The organism is Achromobacter sp. HNDS-1 (genome assembly GCF_040084795.1).
In the GTDB taxonomy this organism is placed as follows: domain Bacteria; phylum Pseudomonadota; class Gammaproteobacteria; order Burkholderiales; family Burkholderiaceae_B; genus Achromobacter; species Achromobacter ruhlandii.
Map to the genome: position 1 here is coordinate 597,834 of NZ_CP157584.1, position 18,977 is coordinate 616,810.

Genomic DNA, 18,977 nt, shown 5'->3' on the forward strand with positions numbered 1-18,977 from the left:
GAATTCCGCGACGTAACGTCCGACCTGCTGCACAGCAATATGACGGGCAAACCCCTGTCGCCATCGCGGGTTATGGCGCATCGCCGCCCTGCCGGCGCGGCCCGCCTATTGCGACGCACCATGTTGCACCCATACCGCAGCGCGGGAAAACACGAACACCCCTGCCCTTGCCCCGACGGTAGGATGCAGCGACCCCATACCAAGAAAGCGCCCCGCCGCGCTGGCCGTCGCCTCACATGTCACGCCCCGAAGCCCCCGCCGAGCCTGTCGAACCGATCATCCCCGCCGAAACAGACCCCGCCGTGAAAGTGCCGCTGGCGATCGAGGACTGGCTGGCCGTGATCCTGCTGGCGGCGCTGGCCCTCATCACCTTCCTGAACGTGCTGGTGCGCTACTTCACCGACCAGTCGTTCGCCTGGACCGAAGAGATCTCGGTGTTCCTGCTGATCGTGCTGACCATGGCCGGCGGCAGCGTGGCCTTCGTGCGCAACCACCACATCCGCATCGAGATCCTGGCCGACAACGGCTCGCCGCGGCGCCAGCGCATCATGGCGCTGATCGCCAACTTCTGCGTGCTGGCGTTCTTCGTGCTGCTGACGGTGCTGTCGGTCAAGCTGGTGTCCGATGAATTCATCTACGAGGAAACCTCGCCCGCCATCGGCGTGCCGACCTGGTGGTATTCGATCTGGCTGCCGGTGATGGCCGCCGCCATCTCGCTGCGCACGCTGGGCACGCTGCGGCGCCTGTGGAAGGCGCCGCTGCCCAAGGCCGACGGAGGCCAGGCATGATCGCCGGCATCCTGTTCGCGGTCTTCATCGCGCTGATGCTGATCGGCGTGCCGGTCGGCGTGGCGCTGGGCATCGGCGGCACCGTGGCCATCGTGCTGTCCAACCTGGACACGCCCTGGTATGGCCTGCTGACCGTGCCGCAGAATTTCTACGCCGGGCTGGCCAAGTACCCGCTGCTGGCGATTCCCATGTTCGTGCTGGTCGGCTCCATCTTCGACCGCTCCGGCGTGGCCAAGCGGCTGGTGGATTTCGCCATCGCCATCGTCGGGCGCGGCCCGGGCATGCTGCCGCTGGTATCGATCGCCGTGGCCATGTTCCTGGGCGGCATCTCCGGCTCCGGCCCGGCCTGCGCCGCCGCGGTGGGCGCGGTGATGATCGCGGCCATGTCGCGCGCCGGCTACCCGGGCTCGTTCTCTGCCTCGGTGGTGGCGGCGGGCGCGGCCACCGACATCCTGATTCCGCCGTCGGTGGCCTTCATCATCTATTCGGTGCTGGTGCCCGAAGCCTCGGTGCCGGCGCTGTTCGCCGCCGGCATGGTGCCGGGCATCCTGGCCGGCCTGGCGCTGATCGTGCCGGCCGTGTGGCTGTCGCGCAAGCACAAGATGGGCATGCTGGAAGCGCACCTGCCGCGTCCGCCGTTCTGGAAGAGCCTGCGCGAGGCCTCATGGGGCCTGGCCGCGCCGGTGCTGATTTTGGGCGGCATGCGCATGGGCTGGTTCACGCCCACCGAGGCGGCCGTGGTGGCGGTGTTCTACGGCCTGTTCGTGGGCATGTGCATCCACCGCACCATCAAGCTGCGCGACCTGTACGTGATCCTGCGCGAGGCCGCCGAGCTGTCGGCCGTGATCATGCTGGTGGTGACGCTGGCCGGCATCTTCGCCTGGGCCCTGTCCACGCTCAGCGTGATCGACCCGATCACCCACGCCATCGTCAATTCCGGGCTGGGCGAATGGGGCGTGCTGGCGCTGCTGATCCTGCTGCTGATGACCGTCGGCATGTTCCTGGACGGCATCTCCATCTTCCTGATCTTCGTGCCGCTCCTGATGCCGATCGCCAAGGCCTACAACTGGGATCCGGTGTGGTTCGGCGTGATCCTGACGCTGAAGGTCGCGCTGGGCCAGTTCACCCCGCCGCTGGCGGTCAACCTGATGGTGTCGTGCCGCATCGCGCGCGTGCCGATGGAATCGACCGTGCGCTGGGTGGTGTGGCTGCTGGGCGCGATGTTCCTGGTGCTGGTGGCGGTGCTGGTGTTCCCGCAGCTGGCGCTGTGGCTGCCGCACAAGCTGGGCTATTGAGGGACCCGGACCGGCTCGTCCGGCATGCATTCATGACAACAACAGACAGACCCGCAAAGAGAGGAGACGCAACATGAATTTCCGCAAGCTGATCGGCGCCACCCTGTGCGCCGCCGCCGTGGTTGGCCTGCCCGCCGCCGCGCAGGCGCAGAACTACAAGCCCGAATACAAGCTCTCCATCGTCGTCGGCACCACTTTCCCGTGGGGCCAGGGCGCCGAGATCTGGTCCAACCTGGTGCGCGAGCGCACGCAGGGCCGCATCAACATCAAGGTCTACCCCGGCACCTCGCTGGTGCAGGGCGACCAGACCCGCGAATTCACCGCCATCCGCCAGGGCGTGATCGACATGGCCGTCGGCTCGACCATCAACTGGTCGCCGCAGATCAAGCAACTGAACCTGTTCTCGCTGCCCTTCCTGATGCCGGACTACGCCGCCATCGACGCGCTGGTGCAGGGCGACGTGGGCAAGGAGATGTTCAAGCTGATCGAGAAGGCCGGCGTGGTGCCGCTGGCCTGGGGCGAGAACGGCTACCGCCAGCTCAGCAACTCCAAGCGCGAGATCAAGCGGCCCGAGGACATGAAGGGCATGAAACTGCGCGTGGTCGGCTCGCCGCTGTACATCGACACGTTCACCGCGCTGGGCGCCAACCCGACCCAGATGAGCTGGGCCGACGCCCAGCCGGCGCTGGCCAGCGGCGCGGTCGACGGCCAGGAGAACCCGCTGTCGATCTACACCGGCTCCAAGCTCTACACCGTCGGCCAGAAGTACCTGACGCTGTGGAACTACGTGGCCGATCCGCTGATCTTCGTGGTCAACCGCGAGGTGTGGAATTCGTGGTCGGAGAAGGACCGCGACATCGTGCGCCAGGCCGCGCTGGACGCCGGCAAGCAACAGATCGTGATCGCGCGCAAGGGCGTCACGCCGGAAGATCCGTCCTTGCTCAAGGAGATCGAGGGCCATGGCGTCACCGTGACCTCGCTCAGCCAGGCCGAGCATGACGCCTTCGCCAAGGTCACCCAGCCCGTCTACGACAAGTGGAAGAAGCAGATCGGCGAGGACCTGGTCAACCTGGCCGAGAAGTCCATCGCGGCGCGCAAGAAGTAATCCGGCCAGGACACGATACCGAACAAGCAGCAAGCCCCAGGGGAACGGCGGCGCAAGCCGCCAACCGAGGCAGGGACGTCAGATCCCGCCCACCAAAGACGGGCGCCGGCCACAAGCCGGCGCCCGTCGCCTTTTGGAGAGTTCGTTCCGGCCCGTGGGATCGCGCTTCGGCGCCTTCCCGCTCATCGCCTGGCGGCGGGCGCCGCAACGCCGCCGCGCGGCATCGCGCTACCCCGGGTAACGCACTTCCAGGATGTCCAGTTCCTCGATCCCGCCCGGCGTGCGCAGCACCACCGTGTCGCCCTCCCGCGCCTTGATCAGCGCCCGCGCCACCGGCGAAATCCAGCTGATCTTGCCGGCCAGCGGCTCGGCCTCGTCCACGCCGACGATGGTGACGGTATGTTCCTCGCCGGCCTTGTCCGAATACAGCACCGTGGCGCCGAAGAAGACCTGGTCGCGGTTCGGCTGGGCGGCCGGGTCGACCACCTCGGCGATGTCCAGGCGCTTGGTCAGGAAGCGCATGCGGCGATCGATTTCGCGCAGGCGCTTCTTGCCGTAGAGATAGTCGCCGTTCTCGGAACGGTCGCCGTTGGATGCGGCCCACGACACCACCTGCACCACCGCCGGCCGCTCCACGTTCATCAGGTGCGTCAGCTCGCCGCGCAGGCGCTCGTAGCCTTCCGGCGTCATGTAGTTCTTGGTGCCGGCCGGCAATGCCTGGGCTTGCGGCAGGTCATCGTCGTCCTCGTTGTCGGATTCTTTGACAAATGCTTTGTTCATGGCGGCGGCGCGGTCGACGCGCGATCAGTCAATTCAAGGGCGGCATGGACACGCCATGCCAGGAGCCGGGCGGCGACGCGCCGCCCGCGCTAGAACCAGTCGTGCCAGACCGGCTTCAGGTCCGGCGGCAGCGGGGGCAGCCGGCCCAGGTCCATGCGGCTTTCCTTGGGGCTGTGGAAGTCCGACCCGCGCGAGGCCAGGAAACCATAGCGGCGCGCCACCTCGGCATACTGGCGCGCCTCTTCAACGGTGTGGCTGCCGGTCGTGACTTCGATGCCCACGCCCCCCAGTTGCAGGAATTCGTCGAACAGCGCGGCGAACTGCAGCGGCGTGTACTTGTAGCGCCCCGGATGCGCGATGACGGCCATGCCGCCGGCGCCGCGGATCCAGCCGACGGCCTCGGCCAGCGTGGCCCATTGCATGGGCACATGGCCGGGACGGTCATCGCCCAGGTGCTTGGTGAAGACGGTCTGCACGTCGGGACAGTAGCCGGCTTCGACCAGATAGCGCGCGAAGTGCGTGCGGCTGATCAGTTCCGGATTGCCGGCGAACGGCAGCGCGCCTTCGTAGGCGCCGGGCATGCCCATGTCGGCCAGGCGCTCGCCGATGCGGCGGGCCCGCTCCGCGCGGCCCGAGCGCGTCTTGCGCAACCCCTCGACCAGCGCCGCGTTGGACGGATCGAAACGCAGGCCGACGATGTGCACCGTCAGGCCGGCCCAGGTCACCGAGATCTCCACGCCGGTGGCAAAGCGCATGCCGAGTTCGCCGGCCATGGCGGCCGCTTCGGCCAGGCCGCCGACTTCATCGTGGTCCGTCAGGGCCCAGACATCGACGCCATTGGCGTGCGCGCGCTGCGCCACGTCGCGCGGCGCCAGGGCGCCATCGGACACGGTGGAATGGCAATGCAAATCGATGTTGAGGACGGGCGTGTTCATGAAGCCTATTGTAGAGAAGCCCCGCCCCCCTGGGTAGCGGCGCCGGCCAGCGGCGTCCCCAATATGATGGCCGCGGCCGTTGCGGAACAACTGAAGCGCCGCGGCGGCCGTCACGCCAACAGGAAATCCGCCACCGCCGTCACCTGGTCGTCGGCCATCAGCGTCGGCGCGTGGCCGACGCCCCGCACCTCGTGGACCTGGGCGCGCGGATTGCGCTGGCGCATTTCCTCGACGGTAGCGCGGGTCAGCAGATCGGAATGCTCGCCGCGCACAATCAGGATCGGGCAGTCGACCGCCTCATACGAGCGCCACAGGATCTGCTCGCCGGCGGCCAGTTCCTCGCCGGTCTGCAGCGCCATCGGCTGCGCCAGCGCCAGGTCGTAGTGCTTGACCCATTGGCCGCCCTGCTCGGGATAGACAAAACGCGCCAGGTGGTCCCACTGCGCGTCCGTGTGCGGGCCGAAGGTCTCGGAATTGGCACGCATGGCCGCCACCGCCTCGGCAAACGAGGCGAAGGCGCCGGGCTCGCCCACGTACTGGCCGATGCGGGCCAGCGCGCCGGTCTCCAGGCGAGGGCCGACGTCGTTGAGCACCAGCTTCGACAGCCGGATGCCCTCCTGCGGCGGCAGCATGCCGGCATGCGGGCGCAGCGGCAGCATCGCCCGCGCGAACGCGGCGGCGCCGGCCAGCCCCAGGCCGATCAGCCCGCCCATGGAGGTGCCGACCCACGCCAGCGTGGCGGGACGCAGCCGGGCCACCAGGGTCGTCATGTCGGACACGTACTGCGGCACGGTGTAGAAGGCCGGATTGACCAGCCAATCGGAACGGCCGCGGCCGACCACGTCCGGGCACACCACCCGGTATCGATCGGCCAGGCGCCGCGCCAGCGTGTCGAAATCGCGGCCGCTGCGCGTCAGGCCGTGGACGCAGACCAGCACCTGGTCATTGGCCGGATCGCCCCACTCCCAATACGCCATGCGGTGCAGGCCCGCCGGGCTGGCACAGGTGACGAATTCCAAACGGGGTTCCAGGCTCGCATCCAGCATCGTTGTGCTCCATCAGACCGGCGCGCCGCCACGGCGGCGCCGCGCATGGTCGGTATCTTATCGGAAGCGCAGCGCGGCCAGCACCTGGTCCGCCAGGTCGTCCACGCTGGCGCGCGTGTCCAGCGTCAGCACCGGGCAATGCAGCTGGCGGATCCATTCCCGGTGCTGCGCCAACGTGCGCGTGCCCTCGGCGCCCGTGTCGTAACCGGCGGCCCACTCCAGGAAAAGGCGGCTCTTCTCACGCACCGCGGGATCGTTTTCCAGCGCCGCGCCGTAGCGTTCAACCTCGCGCCGCCGCAGCCGCGCCATGCGCTCGGCCGCCGGCAGCCGCAGGAACACCACCAGCGTGAACGCGGGAATCAGGCCCTCGCCCCAGTGATACACCGAGCCGCCGCTGAGCACCCAATCGTCGTGCCCTTGCAGCCGTTCGCGGATGCGGCGCCAACGCTCCTCTTTGGGATACTTGTGGGTGAACGGCGGATCGGTCGGCAGCCAGTAGTAGTCATCGGCCTCCAGATGCGGCACGCCGAGGCGTTCGCCCAACGCGGCGCCCAGCGTGGTGGCGCCACAGCCGGACGCGCCGAAAAGATGTATGCGCGCAGCCATGCGACTCCCCTTGAAACGGATGCGACAGGGCGGATCGCGGATCCGCCGGCGGCAGGCACGGGCCTGGCAACCAGTGTAGCGGCGATCGCGTGGCGCCGGCGCGCAGCGACGCATTCGCCATGCGGGCGCGCGGGCCCGCCGCCGCACTAGAATGGCGCCTGGCCTGGCGGCGCATTGCCGCCGCGAGCCAGGCGCCTTTGAATGCCGCGACGTTCCAGGAACTCCAAACATCATGCCCGGTGGCTACATGCTCAACGGCGGCTACGTTGCCGCCGCCCTGCTCTTCATCGCCGCCCTGTTCGGCGTGCTGGTGGTCGGCCTGGTGGCCGGCTGGCGCGCCGGCCGCGGTAGCCGACTGCAACTGGTGCTGGCCTGGCTGCTGGCGCTGGCGCTGCTGCCGCCGTGGCTGCTGGCGCTGGCCGCCGACGGCGACATCTTCGGAGTGGTCCTGATTTCCCGCTACGCGCTGGCCCTGCCGGCGCTCGCCGCGCTATGGTGGCTGCGGCGCAGCATCCGCCTCTTCACCGGCCTGCGGCCCGGGCTGGAACGGCTGCCGCGCACACCCTGGCTGCTACTGCTGGCCGCGGTGCTGCTGTACAGCCTGTTGGGTTATTGGTCAGGTCATCGTTACGATTATTCGTTCGACATCAACGACACCATTGCTTCCATGGTCTTTATCGTCGCCACCGGCCTGTTGGTGGCAGGATGCGCATGGGCCTTGCGCAGCAGCATACGTTGGTTAAGATTGGCGGGTCCCGGTTCAGTGGCCGAGGTAGCCCGGCGCTGACGGCCCGCTGAAATTAGATTGCCTATCGGCCCGATTCAATCATTAAATTGGATTCCACGCGCCGGTCCGGGCGAGAGTTATGCGCTTCGAGCATTGCCAGATCAGTCAGTCCAGAATTGATATGGAGCCACTATGCACCAAAGCAGTCCGACTACTCCGCTAACCCACTCCCGCCCGGAGGCCGCCCCGCCGCCCGAACCGCCCAAGGTCCTGCAGGACGTGCTGGCGCGGGCGGATGTCCGGATCAACGGCTCGCGCCCCTGGGACATCCAGGTCCATGACAAGCACATGTACGAGCGCGTCTTCGCCAGCTGGTCGCTGGGGCTGGGCGAGTCCTACATGGACGGCGAGTGGGACTGCGAGCAGCTCGACGAACTCTTCACCCGCCTGCTGCGCGCCGACATGGGTTCGGCCGCGCTGGGCCTGGCGCGCGTCAAGCTGATCGCCGAACACCTGCGCCACAAGCTGTTCAACCTGCAATCCCGAAGCCGCGCCTTCGAAGTCGGCGAGCAGCACTACGACGCCGGCAACGACGTCTTCGAGGCCATGCTCGACAGCCGCATGATCTATTCCTGCGCCTTCTGGGAACAGGCCGACACGCTGGAAGCCGCGCAGGAAGCCAAGCTCGACATGATCTGCCGCAAGCTGCAGCTCAAGCCCGGCGAGACGCTGCTGGACATTGGCTGCGGCTGGGGCGGGCTGGCCAAGTTCGCGGCCGAACGCTATGGCGTCAAGGTCACCGGCATCACCGTCTCCAAGGAGCAATTGGCGCTGGCCCAGGAGCGCGTGCGCGGCCTGCCGGTGGAACTGCTGCTGCAGGACTACCGCGACCTGCAGGGCAGCTTCGACAAGGTGGTGTCGGTCGGCATGTTCGAGCACGTCGGCCCCAAGAACTACGACACCTACTTCAGCAATGTGCAACGCCTGATGGCGCCCGGCGGCATCTTTTTGCTGCACACCATCGGCATCGCCTCGACCAGCCAGAGCACCGATCCCTGGATCGACCGCTACGTCTTCCCCAACGGCAAGCTGCCCTCGGCGCGCGAGATCAGCACCGCGGTCGAAGGCCGCTTCATCATCGAGGACTGGCACAACTTCGGCGCCGACTACGACCGCACGCTGATGGCCTGGTGGGACAACTTCCAGCGCGCCTGGCCGCGGCTGCAGGAACGCTACGGCACGCGCTTCTACCGCATGTGGCAGTACTACCTGATGTGTTGCGCCGGCTTCTTCCGCTCGCGCGAGGGGCAACTGTGGCAGGTGATCCTGACGCATCCGCAGCGCCAGGAGATGTACCGGTCGCTGCGCTGAGGCGGACTCGGGGAGCGCCTTCCGGGGACCCGCTCCCTCTGGCAGGCGCCGCCCGGGCCCCAGACGGGAAATGTCGGGCCTGGCCGCCCCCCGCCTCCAACACGCCACGCCCGGATCGCCCCGGGCGCGTCCCGCTCCGCGTCACGCCACCAGTTCGGCCGCCCGCGCCTCGGCGCCGACGCGCACCGCGTCCTCCAGAATCATCTGCGCCGCCCGCTCCGCGATCATGATGGTGGGCGAATTGGTGTTGCCCGAGGTGATCGTCGGCATGATCGACGCGTCGGCTACGCGCAAGCCTTGCAGGCCATGCACGCGCAGGCGCGCGTCCACCACCGCGCCGTCGTCGGGGCGGCGGCCCATGGCGCAGGTGCCGACGGGATGGAAGATGGTGGTGCCGATCTTGCCGGCCGCCTCGCGCAGCTCGGCCTCGCTCTGGCAGGCCGGGCCCGGCAGCCATTCCTCCGGCTGGTAGCGCTGCAAGGCCGGCGCCGCGCTGATGCGCCGCACCAGCCGGATGGCGTCGGCCGCCACCTTCAGGTCCTGTTCTTCCTTCAGGTAGTTCGGCGTGATCACCGGCGGCAGCGAACCGTCCGCGCCCTGCGCATGCACGCTGCCGCGCGACACCGGCCGCAGATTGCAGACGCTGGCCGTGAAGGCATCGAAGCCATGCAGCGGCTCGCCAAAGGCGCCCAGCGACAAAGGCTGCACGTGGAATTCCAGGTTGGCGCGCGCCTGGCCCGGGTCCGACTTGGCGAACGCCCCCAACTGCGACGGCGCCATGCTCATCGGCCCGCTGCGGTTCAGCAGGTATTCCAGGCCGATGCCGGCCTTGCCCCACCAGGTCGAGGCGATGCGGTTCAGCGTCTTCACGCCGCGCACCTTCAGGATGACGCGCAGTTGCAGGTGGTCCTGCAGGTTCTCGCCCACGCCGGGCAAGGCGTGATGCAGTGCAATGCCGCTTTCGCGCAGCCGCGCCGGCTCGCCGATTCCCGACAGTTCCAGCAGTTGCGGCGTATTGACGGCGCCCGCCGCCAGCACCACCTCGCGCGCCGCGCGGACGCCGACGGACTGCCCCTCGCGGCGCAACTGCACGCCGACGCAGCGCGTGCCCTCGAACAGCAGCCGTTCGGCGTGCGCGCCCGTCATCACCCGCAGATTGGGCCGCTCGCGCACCGGCCGCAGGAACGCCTTGGCGGTATTCCAGCGCCAGCCGCGGCGCTGGTTCACATCGAAATAGCCGACCCCGAAGTTGTCGCCCCGGTTGAAGTCCGCCACGCGGGGAATGCCCTCCTGCTCCGCCGCGTCGGCGAAGGCGTCGAGGATATCCCAGCGCAGCCGCTGCGCCTCGACCCGCCACTCGCCGCCGACGCCGTGGAATTCGTCGCCGCCACGATAATGGTCTTCGCTGCGCTTGAACACCGGCAGCACCTCGTCCCAGCGCCATGACGGATCGCCGGCGATCTCGGCCCAGTCGTCGTAATCCTGGCGCTGCCCGCGCATGTAGATCATGCCGTTGATCGACGAGCAGCCGCCCAGCACCCGGCCGCGCGGATAGATCAGCGACCGCCCGCCCAGCCCCGGCTCGGCGCCGGTGCGGTACATCCAGTCGGTGCGGGGATTGCCGATGCAATACAGGTAGCCGACCGGGATGTGGATCCAGTGATAGTTGTCGCGTCCGCCCGCCTCCAGCAGCAGCACGCGCGCCGCCGGATCGCGGCTCAGGCGGTTGGCCAGCACGCAGCCGGCCGACCCCGCGCCCACGATGATGTAGTCGTATGTCTCCATTGCGCTTCTTCTTTTGAGTCTCAAGGGCTGTGCCACTGTCGCGCAGCCGGCCGCCCCTGTCCAATGAATTGTTGAAAAGCGCTTTATAAGACTCTTTAATAATGGGTATCGCCCTGACGGGACCGGAGCCATGGACCTCAAGCACATCCGCACCTTCGCCGCCGTGGCGCGCGTCGGCAACCTGACGCGCGCGGCCGAACACCTGCACCTGACGCAGCCCGCGCTCAGCCTGCAGCTCAAGAGCTTCCAGGAGGCCCTGGACCTGCCGCTGTTCACCCGCACCGCCCAGGGCCTGGCGCCCAACGCCGATGGCCGCGCGCTGCTGCCGTCGGCCCAGCGCGTGCTGGACGCGCTGGGGGATTTCGAGCGCGCCATCGGCGCGCTGCGCACCACGGTGCAGGGCGAACTGCGCCTGGGCACCATCCTGGATCCGGAATTCCTGCGGCTGGGGGCCACGCTGCAATACCTGGTGCAGCACTATCCCAAGATCCGTCCCACCCTGCGCCACGGCATGTCCGGCTCGGTCGGCCGCCAGGTGCGCGCGGGCGAACTGGACGTCGGCTTCTTCCTCGGTCCGCGCGATGCCGCCCGTGGCCAGCCGGCGCTGCACGCCCTGCCGCTGGCCGACTTCTCCTACTACGTGGTGGCGCCCAAGGGCTGGGGGCCGCAGCTGGCCGGCCGAGGCTGGCACGACATCGCCGCCCTGCCCTGGATCTGGACGCCGCCCGACTCGGTCCACCACCGCCTGCTCGCCGCGAAATTCGCCGAGCTGGATGTCACGCCCAACACGGTTGCCGAAGTGGACCAGGAAGCCTCGATGCTGGACCTGGTGCGTTCCGGCGTCGGCCTGACCTTGGCCCGCGACTCGATCGCGCTGCGCGAATCGCAGGCCCATGGCCTGGCGCTGGCGCCGGGCCTCGCGATCCAGGCCGAACTGGCCTTCATTACGCTGGCGGCGCGACGCGAGGAACCGCTGGTGATGGCGGCATTCGATGCGGTGCGGGCCGCGTTTGCCTAGGCCGGCCGGATGCGCGCCGGCCTCGTCCGCGCCAGGCGCGCCACTCGGGTATGCTCGCTGTCACATCCTGCCGGCCCCGCCGGCGCCGCCCCTGACCGGAGACCCGCGTATGCGTTGGCGCGTGCTTGCCTGTAGCCTGGCCCTCACCTTGGCGTGCGCCGCGTCGCCCGTGTTCGCGGCCGCGCCCGCCAACCAGGCCGAGTGGAGCCAGGCCGTGCAGCGGCGCATGATCAGCACCTTCATCTTTCCGCCCGAAGCCCGGCGGCTGGATGGCCCGATCAGCTTGTCGCTGAAGATCATCGTGCTGCGCGACGGCAGCATCGCCGATATCCGCGTCGATCGCTCCTCTGGCGACGACGCGGTCGACCTTGCCGCCACCCGGATGGTCAGGCGCGCCGGACCGCTGCCCGCCTTTCCCGCCGACATGACCGGCGAAAAGACCACGCTGAGCCTGCCGCTGCGATTCCAGCAGGAGCAAGACGAACCGGCCGGCGGCCGCAGCGATGACCGGGGCCCGCCCGCCGACATCGTGCCGCGCCGCTACGCCGACGCCGCCACCGGCCTGGCCGTCACCGTGCCGTCGCCCTTGCGTGCCGGCCCCGCGCCGGCACGCGGGCGCTTCGACGCCTTGATCGAAATCGCCGGCCCCGACGGCTTCCCGCCCCGGGCGCAAGACGCCAAATACCTGTGCCGCGTCGGCTTCCTGGCCGCGCCCCCCATGGAACGGGGCGCCAAGGCGCCCGCCGCGCCAACCTGGCAGGCGCAGGTCAAGGCCGCCGAACGCCGGCAACGCCAGCGCCGCGCGAGCATCGAGCTGTACGACCACTACCTGCTGGCCGGCCGCCAGGGCATCGACTACGTGGTCGCGCCCGGCGCCGGCCCCGGCCACGCCGACACGCTGGAGTACTACGCCGAGCTGCCGTTGCCGCAGGGCCGGATCCGCATGGCCTGCGCCACGCAGCGCGACGCCATGCCGGCCGCCCTGACGCTGTTCAGGCAGGTGCGCGACGGCATGGCGCTGGCGCCGCGCTGACACGCCGCCCGTCGGCCGCGCGCATCAACGTGGCGGCACGTTATCGGACGCCAGCCGCTCTGCCATGGTGAACCCATCGATGTAGTCGCGAAAGTGCGTCAGGAAGGCGGTTTCGGCGGGGCTGCGTGGCGCATCGCGATGCCACAGCAGGTGCAGGTCCACCGAGCACACGCCTTCGCCGGGCGGCAGGCGCCACAGCCGGCCCTCGGCCAGATCGCGCCGCACGCTGTGCTCCGGCAGGCAACCGATGCCGAAACCCGCGATGAGCAGGCGCTTGACCTCGTCATGCTGCGTCGACGTTGCCACCACCCGCCCTGAAAAGCCGCGCTGGTCGCGAAAAATCGTCAACGGCGACAGGCTGTCGCCCAGCGCATCGCTGGCGAAGGACACGAAGTTCTCGCCCATCAGATCTTCGATGCGCAGGTCCTGCCGTCCGAACAGCGCATGGTTGCGGCCGCAGAACAGCGCATAGCGCTGCTGCAGGAATACCTTGTTGTCCAGGCGCTTGGGCATCTGCCGGCACAACGCAATGCCCGCCGTGGCCGCCCGCTGCTGCATCAGCGTGACGATCTCGCTGCTGGGCAGCACGTCCATCTGCACCTCGATGCGCGGATAGGCCTGGTGGAACCGCGCCCAGAAGTTGTCATAGACCTGCGAATGAATGCGGCTGGCCACCAGCAAGTGGATACGGCCGGTCGCCTCGACCTCCGTCTGCGACACATCGGTCAGCAACTGCGCCACGTTGCCGTAGATAGCCTCGGCCGCGCGGCACACTTCCTCGCCGGCGTTGGTAACGGTGAAGGCCTGGTTGTGCCGTTCCACCAGGCGCCGGTCCAGTTGTTCCTCCAACCGCTTGAGCGCCTGGCTGACGGCCGACTGCGTCAGGTGCAGCTTGGCGGCCGCGCCGCTGATGCTGCGCTCCCGCACGATCACCAGGAAGGTACGCAACAGATTCCAGTCCAGGCGGTCGCCGCCGCGGAGGTCGGGGTGGGTGTTCTTCATCGGCGCCCTGCGCTGAGATTGCCAGAACATCAATTTTACTTAAGTGAAAAATTAAAAATCATAAATTGACGTTATATCGAGGCGGGAGCGATAAACACGCCTTCGAACAACGACAACACCCAAGAGGAAAACCATGACCGCTTCCGCCCCTTCTTCGGCGGCGCGCCAGCCCGTGCGCGCCGCGACCGCCGCCTTCGTCGGCACCACCATCGAGTGGTATGACTTCTACATCTACGCCACCGCCGCCGCGCTGGTGTTCGGCAAGGTGTTCTTCCCCACCGCCGACCCGTTCGTCAGCACCATGGCGTCTTTCGGCACCTTCGCGGCCGGCTTCCTGGCGCGTCCGCTTGGCGGCGTCGTCTTCGGCCACCTGGGCGACCGGGTCGGCCGCAAGAAGGCGCTGATGGCAACTCTGGTCATCATGGGCCTGGCCACGGTCGGCATCGGCCTGCTGCCCAGCTACGCCAGCGCCGGCTTGTGGGCCCCCGCCCTGTTGCTGTTGCTGCGCCTGGCGCAAGGCCTGGCGGTCGGCGGTGAATGGGGCGGCGCCGTGCTGATGGCGGGTGAACATGCCTCGCAACGGCGCCGCACCTTCGCGGCCTCGTTCGCGCAACTGGGCAGCCCGGCCGGCCTGATCCTGTCGCTACTGGCCTTCCGCCTGCTGACCGCGCTGGACGAGGCCGACTTCGTCAGCTGGGGCTGGCGCGTGCCATTCCTGATCAGCGCGGTATTGCTGCTGGTCGGCTACTTCATCCGCATCGGCGTCAACGAATCGCCTGACTTCGCCCAAGTGCTGGAACGCCAGGAACGCGCCGAGATCCCGGCCAAGGAAGTGCTGCGCACGGCCTGGCGCACCGTGCTGCTGTGCATGGGCGTGTGCACCGTGGCGATCGGCGGCATCTACTTCACCAACACCTTCATGCTGTCGTACACCACCCAGACGATGGGCCTGGACCGCAAGCTGATCCTGGACTGCCTGTTCGTGGTCGCCATCATCCAGTTCTTCGTGCAACCGCTGGCGGCCTGGCTGGCCGACATCCTGGGCCCGACCCGCGTGCTCATCACCGCGGCGGTCTGCTCGGTGCTGGCGCCCTACCCCATGTTCATGCTGGTCACGCAAGGCACGGCCTACAGCATCGTTGCCGGCATCGCCATCGTGCTGGTCTTCATGGCCGCGATCTACTCGGCCATGGCCGGCTACATCAGCGCGGCGTTCCCGGTGCACGTGCGCTATTCCGGCATTTCGCTGTCGTACCAGCTGTGCGGCGCGGTCGCCGGCGGCATGACGCCGCTGATTGGCACTTGGCTCACCTATCACTATCCCGGCCAATGGCTGCCGCTGGCGATCTTCTATTCGACGCTGTCGGCCATCACGCTGGTCTCCATCTGGGCACTGGCGGGGCACAAGCGCCGCCTGGCACTGGACACGCCGCGCGCCGCGCACGCGCCGGCCGCTTGATTCCGCATTCGACCACTCAAGGAAACACGATGACGCAAGACACCTCCACCCCGCCGGCGCTTTCCGAGGAGCAGACCCGCCGCATCCTGCAGGCGGTCGACGCGCAATTCGATGCGCAGCTCGCCTTCACCCAGGAACTGGTGCGGTTTCCCTCGCTGCGCGAACAGGAACACACCGCGCAGGACTTTCTGTTCGAGGCGATGCGCGGGCGCGGCTTTGCCATGGACCGCTGGAAAATCGACGTCCGCGACATCGAATCGCATCCCGGCTTCGGTCCGGTGACCGTGTCGTACGAAAACGCCTTCAACGTCGTAGGCACCTATCGTCCCGAGCGGCAGACAGGTCGTTCGCTCATCCTGAACGGACACATCGACGTGGTGCCGACCGGACCGGTCGGCATGTGGAGCCGCTCGCCCTGGGACCCGGCCATCATCGACGGCTGGATGTACGGCCGCGGCGCGGCCGACATGAAGGCCGGACTGGCCGCCAACCTGTATGCCTACGATGCCGTGCGCGCGGCCGGCTACGCGCCCGGCGCCCCCATTTATTTCCAGTCGGTGGTCGAAGAGGAATGCACCGGCAATGGTGCCCTGGCGGCGCTGCTGCGCGGCTACCGCGCCGATGCCGTGATCATTCCGGAACCCGAGGAGAACATGCTGGTGCGCGCCAATGTGGGCGTGCTGTGGTTCAAGGTCCGCGTACAGGGCCATCCCACCCACACCCGCGAAATGGCCAACGGCTTCAATGCCATCGATGCCGCCTACGCCGCCATCGAAGCGTTGCGCCGCATCGAGGCCAAGTGGAACGCCGAACATCACTGCCACCGCCATTTCGAGCACCTGGATCATCCGATCAACTTCAACATCGGCAAGATCGAAGGCGGCGACTGGCCATCGACGGTGCCGCCCTGGTGCGAGTTCGATGTGCGCGCAGCGATCTATCCCGGCACCACCGCAGACGAGGCCCGCGCCCAGATAGACGCCTGCCTGCGCGACGCGGTCGCGGATCCGCGCCTGGGCGGCACGCCGCCGCAAGTCACCTACACCGGCTTCTACGCCGAAGGCTACGTGCTGGAAGAAGGCAGCGCCGCCGAGAACACCTTGCGCGCCTGCCATCAACAGGCTTTCAGAAGCGACCTGCAGAGCTTCACCACGCCCGGCTACCTGGATGCCCGCGTGTTCGTGATCTACGGCGACATGCCGACGCTGGTGTACGGCCCGAAGTCACTCGATATCCATGGATTCGACGAACGCGTGCACCTGGAGTCGCTGCGCCTGATCACGAAGACCATCGCGCTGTTCATCGCGCAGTGGTGCGGCGTGAACGAAGCGGCTGTCTGAGGCGCTTGCGGAACCCGAGCGACCGGCGCAACCGCGGGGTCGCGTGGCCGGAGGCGCCGGCAGGCCTTGGACGCATCGGGCGCGCGGGACGCCCGACGACGCGCCGCGGCCTGCCTGTCCTAGCGACGGCCTCGCCGGCGCCATTCAGCGGCCGTGCCAATAGCGCTGCTGGCGCTCGCGCTGGGCCCACACCCGCAGCCCGTCCGCGCGCGACTCGGCCAACACCGCGCCGTCGCGATCGCTGCGCCAGAAGCGGGCGCCGGCGCGCAGCCAGCGTCGCTGCACCGCCGGCGCGGGATGGCCGAAGCGGTTCAGGTAGCCGCATTGCGCAATCGCATGGCCTGCCCGCGAGGCCATCACCAGCTCGCGGCCCGAGGACCCGCCCGATCCGTGATGCGGCGCCAGCACGATGTCGGTCGGAGGCAGGCCCAGCGCGGCCAGCTCGCGCTCCTGCGCCACGCCGATGTCGCCGGTCAGCAACAGCGAATGGGCTGCCCCTTCCACCCGCAGCACACAGCTGCTGGCATTGCGGTCGCCGCCCGGATCGGCGGCGCCCGCCGCCGGATGCAGGAACGTGAAGGTGACGCCGTCGATGCGCCAGCCATCGCCGCGTTCGCAACGCAGCATAAGGGCCGGCGGCACATCGCGCACGCCGGCCGGCCACAAGCGGGCGTCGCGTCGCAGCCACGCCGCCAGATCGAACGACGCATAGCTGCGCGCCACCGGCGCCGCCGCCAGCACCGAGCGGGTGCCGCCCACATGATCCAGGTCCGCGTGCGACAGCACCAGCACGTCGAGCCGCCCGATGCCGCGCGCCAGCAACTGCGGCCCGATCACGCGCTCGCCCGCGTCGCCCCCGCCGAAATGACGCGGGCCCGCGTCGAACAACAGCGACTGGCTGGCGGTTTCCACCAGGATCGCGCTGCCCTGGCCGATATCCATCGCGCTCATGCGCCAGTATCCCGGCTCGGGCCGCTCCGGCCGCCAGCACAGCAGTGGCAGCATGCACAGCCACCCCAGCCGGCGCAGCGGCCAACCCGGCGCCTGCAAGGCCCAAGCCATGCCCGCGACCGCCCACGCCAGCCACGGCCACGGCGCCGCCGCCACCGTGAAACTGGCCCAATCGGCGTGGGCCACGCGCGCCACCACCACCATGGCCGCGCCGAACACGCCCGCCCCCGCCTGGCCGGCCAGCGCCGCCACCGCCGCCATGCCCGGCGTCACTGACAACAGCGCGCACAGCAGCGCCAGGGGCGTGACCAGGAAGGTCACCGCGGGAATCGCCACGGCGTTGGCCAATGGCGACCCCAGAGACACCTGGTGCACCAGGAACGCCAGCAGCGGCGTCAGCCCCAGCGTCACGGTCAGTTGCAGGCGCGCGGCCTGCGCCAAGGCCGCGGCCCAGCGCTGGCGCCAGCCGGCCTGCGCGTCGCGCGGCGCCTGCGCCACGCGCAACAGGATCGCCACGGCGCCGAACGACAGCCAGAAACCCGCCGCCAGCGGTGCCCAGGGATCGAGCAGCACCACTGCCGCCGCCGCGAACGCCAGCACCCTTCCCGCCGAGACCCGCAAGCGCGACCCCAGGGCCGCCAGCGCCAGCAGCAACATGAAGAAGGTGCGCCGCGACGGCACGCCCCAACCCGCCAGCAGGCAATACGCCAACCCCGCCACGGCCGCCGCGGCGCCGCCCGCGACGCGGGCCGGCACGAACTCGGCCAGGCCCATGCCGCGCCAGCGGGCGCGCCGCCACCAGGCCGCCAGCAGCCAGGCCGCCAGTCCGGCGATCGAGGTCACGTGCATGCCGCTGATCGACACCAGATGGGTGATGCCGGCGCGATTGAAAACGACCCAGTCTTCGCGCGCCACGCCCGCCTGGTCGCCGATCGCCAGGGCGACCAGCACCGGCGCGTAACGGTGGCCATCCAGCGCGCGCCGCATGCCCTCGCGCACCCGGTGGCGTGCCCGTTCGATGGCAATGCCGGCCGACGCCCATGGCCGGTCGTCCAGCAGACGGGGTTGCCCGCGCACCGTGCCGGTGGCCCGCAGGCCGCGCGCGAACAGGCGCGCCTCGCCATCCGGGGCGTCCGGGTTGAGCGGCGCGTGCGGCCGGCGCAGCACCAGCGCCATGCGCCATATCTGCCCGGGAATCACGCGCGGCGCGCCCGGCGTTCCCCGCGCGGGCAGGCTTTGCGGCCCGCCCGCCGCCGCGCCTTGCGGGGCCAGCCACGAGACCAGAATGCGTCGGGGAATTCCCGGCTGCGCCGGCTCCACCTGCTCGGCGGTGAAGCGCACCCCGCGCGCGTCGTCATCGGGCAGTTCCACGACGCGCAGCGCCAGCCGCGCCACGGCATTCTGGTGCAGGTCGGCCAGCGCGTCATCCAGGCGCCGCTGCGCCTGCCACGCGGCATCGAGCGCGCCGACCAACAGGCCCAGCAGCAAGGGCGCCATCACCCCGGCCAGGCGCCCCGGCCAGCGGCGCGCGGCCAGCGGCACCAGCGCGCAGGCCGCGCCCGCCCCTATGTAGAACCCCACGCCCGGCAAGACCGCCAAGCCCTGCACCGCCCCCGCGCCTGCCACCACGGCCAGGCAGAATATGCGCCCTTTGATGTCCGTCTCCTGCAACACGGACCAGCATAGGGTCGGGCCACGCGCGGCGGATGCGTCAGTGAACGCGCTTGTCCACCTCG

16 protein-coding genes are annotated in these 18,977 nt (G+C 69.2%); 9 read left to right on the forward strand and 7 right to left on the reverse strand.

Going from position 1 to position 18,977, the window contains the following annotated elements; genetic code table 11:
• The first annotated feature begins 236 nt into the window (after positions 1-236).
• From ABFG95_RS02625 to ABFG95_RS02635, 3 genes are all read left to right on the forward strand, one after another.
• Positions 237-788 (forward strand): TRAP transporter small permease, encoded by a 552-nt coding sequence (locus tag ABFG95_RS02625; RefSeq protein ID WP_049073256.1) that lies wholly within the window; start codon positions 237-239, stop codon positions 786-788.
• Entirely contained in the window at positions 785-2,083 is a 1,299-nt protein-coding gene (locus ABFG95_RS02630; protein WP_054502214.1) for a TRAP transporter large permease, read from the forward strand. Before ABFG95_RS02625 ends, ABFG95_RS02630 begins: the two co-directional genes overlap by 4 nt.
• A gap of 73 nt (positions 2,084-2,156) precedes the next feature.
• Positions 2,157-3,188, forward strand: a complete 1,032-nt coding sequence (locus tag ABFG95_RS02635) for a DctP family TRAP transporter solute-binding subunit (protein WP_049073254.1) — start codon at positions 2,157-2,159, stop codon at positions 3,186-3,188.
• A gap of 228 nt (positions 3,189-3,416) precedes the next feature.
• Here ABFG95_RS02635 and greB read toward each other — a convergent pair whose 3' ends face one another.
• From greB to ABFG95_RS02655, 4 genes are all read right to left on the reverse strand, one after another.
• A complete protein-coding gene (gene greB, locus ABFG95_RS02640) occupies positions 3,417-3,968 on the reverse strand; it encodes a transcription elongation factor GreB (protein WP_049073253.1) in 552 nt (183 codons plus the stop codon).
• An 89-nt stretch (positions 3,969-4,057) separates the two neighbouring features.
• Entirely contained in the window at positions 4,058-4,903 is an 846-nt protein-coding gene (locus ABFG95_RS02645; protein ID WP_049073252.1) for a 3',5'-nucleoside bisphosphate phosphatase, read from the reverse strand.
• Between the two features lie 110 nt (positions 4,904-5,013).
• On the reverse strand, positions 5,014-5,949 hold the full coding sequence (locus ABFG95_RS02650; RefSeq protein ID WP_348995421.1) for an alpha/beta hydrolase: 936 nt from the start codon (positions 5,947-5,949) through the stop codon (positions 5,014-5,016).
• A 57-nt stretch (positions 5,950-6,006) separates the two neighbouring features.
• The gene (locus ABFG95_RS02655) at positions 6,007-6,555 is read right to left on the reverse strand and encodes an AAA family ATPase (protein ID WP_049073250.1); all 549 of its coding nucleotides are present in this window, start codon (positions 6,553-6,555) and stop codon (positions 6,007-6,009) included.
• Positions 6,556-6,787: 232 nt separating this feature from the next.
• Here ABFG95_RS02655 and ABFG95_RS02660 point away from each other — a divergent pair, with 232 nt between their 5' ends.
• Positions 6,788-7,342 (forward strand): hypothetical protein, encoded by a 555-nt coding sequence (locus tag ABFG95_RS02660; protein WP_336726646.1) that lies wholly within the window; start codon positions 6,788-6,790, stop codon positions 7,340-7,342.
• Positions 7,343-7,474: 132 nt separating this feature from the next.
• On the forward strand, positions 7,475-8,653 hold the full coding sequence (cfa, locus tag ABFG95_RS02665; RefSeq protein ID WP_049073248.1) for a cyclopropane fatty acyl phospholipid synthase: 1,179 nt from the start codon (positions 7,475-7,477) through the stop codon (positions 8,651-8,653).
• A gap of 141 nt (positions 8,654-8,794) precedes the next feature.
• Here cfa and ABFG95_RS02670 read toward each other — a convergent pair whose 3' ends face one another.
• Entirely contained in the window at positions 8,795-10,438 is a 1,644-nt protein-coding gene (locus ABFG95_RS02670; RefSeq protein WP_348995422.1) for a GMC family oxidoreductase N-terminal domain-containing protein, read from the reverse strand.
• Between the two features lie 130 nt (positions 10,439-10,568).
• On the opposite strand from ABFG95_RS02670, the gene ABFG95_RS02675 reads away from it, so the two are divergent.
• A complete protein-coding gene (locus tag ABFG95_RS02675) occupies positions 10,569-11,456 on the forward strand; it encodes a LysR family transcriptional regulator (RefSeq protein ID WP_348995423.1) in 888 nt (295 codons plus the stop codon).
• Positions 11,457-11,565: 109 nt separating this feature from the next.
• Entirely contained in the window at positions 11,566-12,489 is a 924-nt protein-coding gene (locus ABFG95_RS02680; protein ID WP_348995424.1) for a TonB family protein, read from the forward strand.
• 24 nt (positions 12,490-12,513) lie between these two features.
• Here ABFG95_RS02680 and ABFG95_RS02685 read toward each other — a convergent pair whose 3' ends face one another.
• Positions 12,514-13,491, reverse strand: coding sequence for a LysR family transcriptional regulator (locus ABFG95_RS02685; RefSeq protein ID WP_049073244.1), 978 nt, complete (start codon positions 13,489-13,491; stop codon positions 12,514-12,516).
• A 133-nt stretch (positions 13,492-13,624) separates the two neighbouring features.
• Between ABFG95_RS02685 and ABFG95_RS02690 the strand changes: the two genes are divergently transcribed.
• A complete protein-coding gene (locus ABFG95_RS02690; RefSeq protein WP_068951314.1) occupies positions 13,625-14,950 on the forward strand; it encodes an MFS transporter in 1,326 nt (441 codons plus the stop codon).
• Between the two features lie 29 nt (positions 14,951-14,979).
• The gene (locus ABFG95_RS02695) at positions 14,980-16,290 is read left to right on the forward strand and encodes an ArgE/DapE family deacylase (RefSeq protein ID WP_348995425.1); all 1,311 of its coding nucleotides are present in this window, start codon (positions 14,980-14,982) and stop codon (positions 16,288-16,290) included.
• 144 nt (positions 16,291-16,434) lie between these two features.
• Here the strand turns inward: ABFG95_RS02695 and ABFG95_RS02700 are convergent, their stop codons facing one another.
• Positions 16,435-18,915 carry a DNA internalization-related competence protein ComEC/Rec2 gene (locus ABFG95_RS02700; RefSeq protein ID WP_348995426.1) on the reverse strand — a complete coding sequence of 827 codons (2,481 nt, stop codon included), beginning with the start codon at positions 18,913-18,915 and terminating at the stop codon, positions 16,435-16,437.
• Positions 18,916-18,977: the final 62 nt, after the last annotated feature.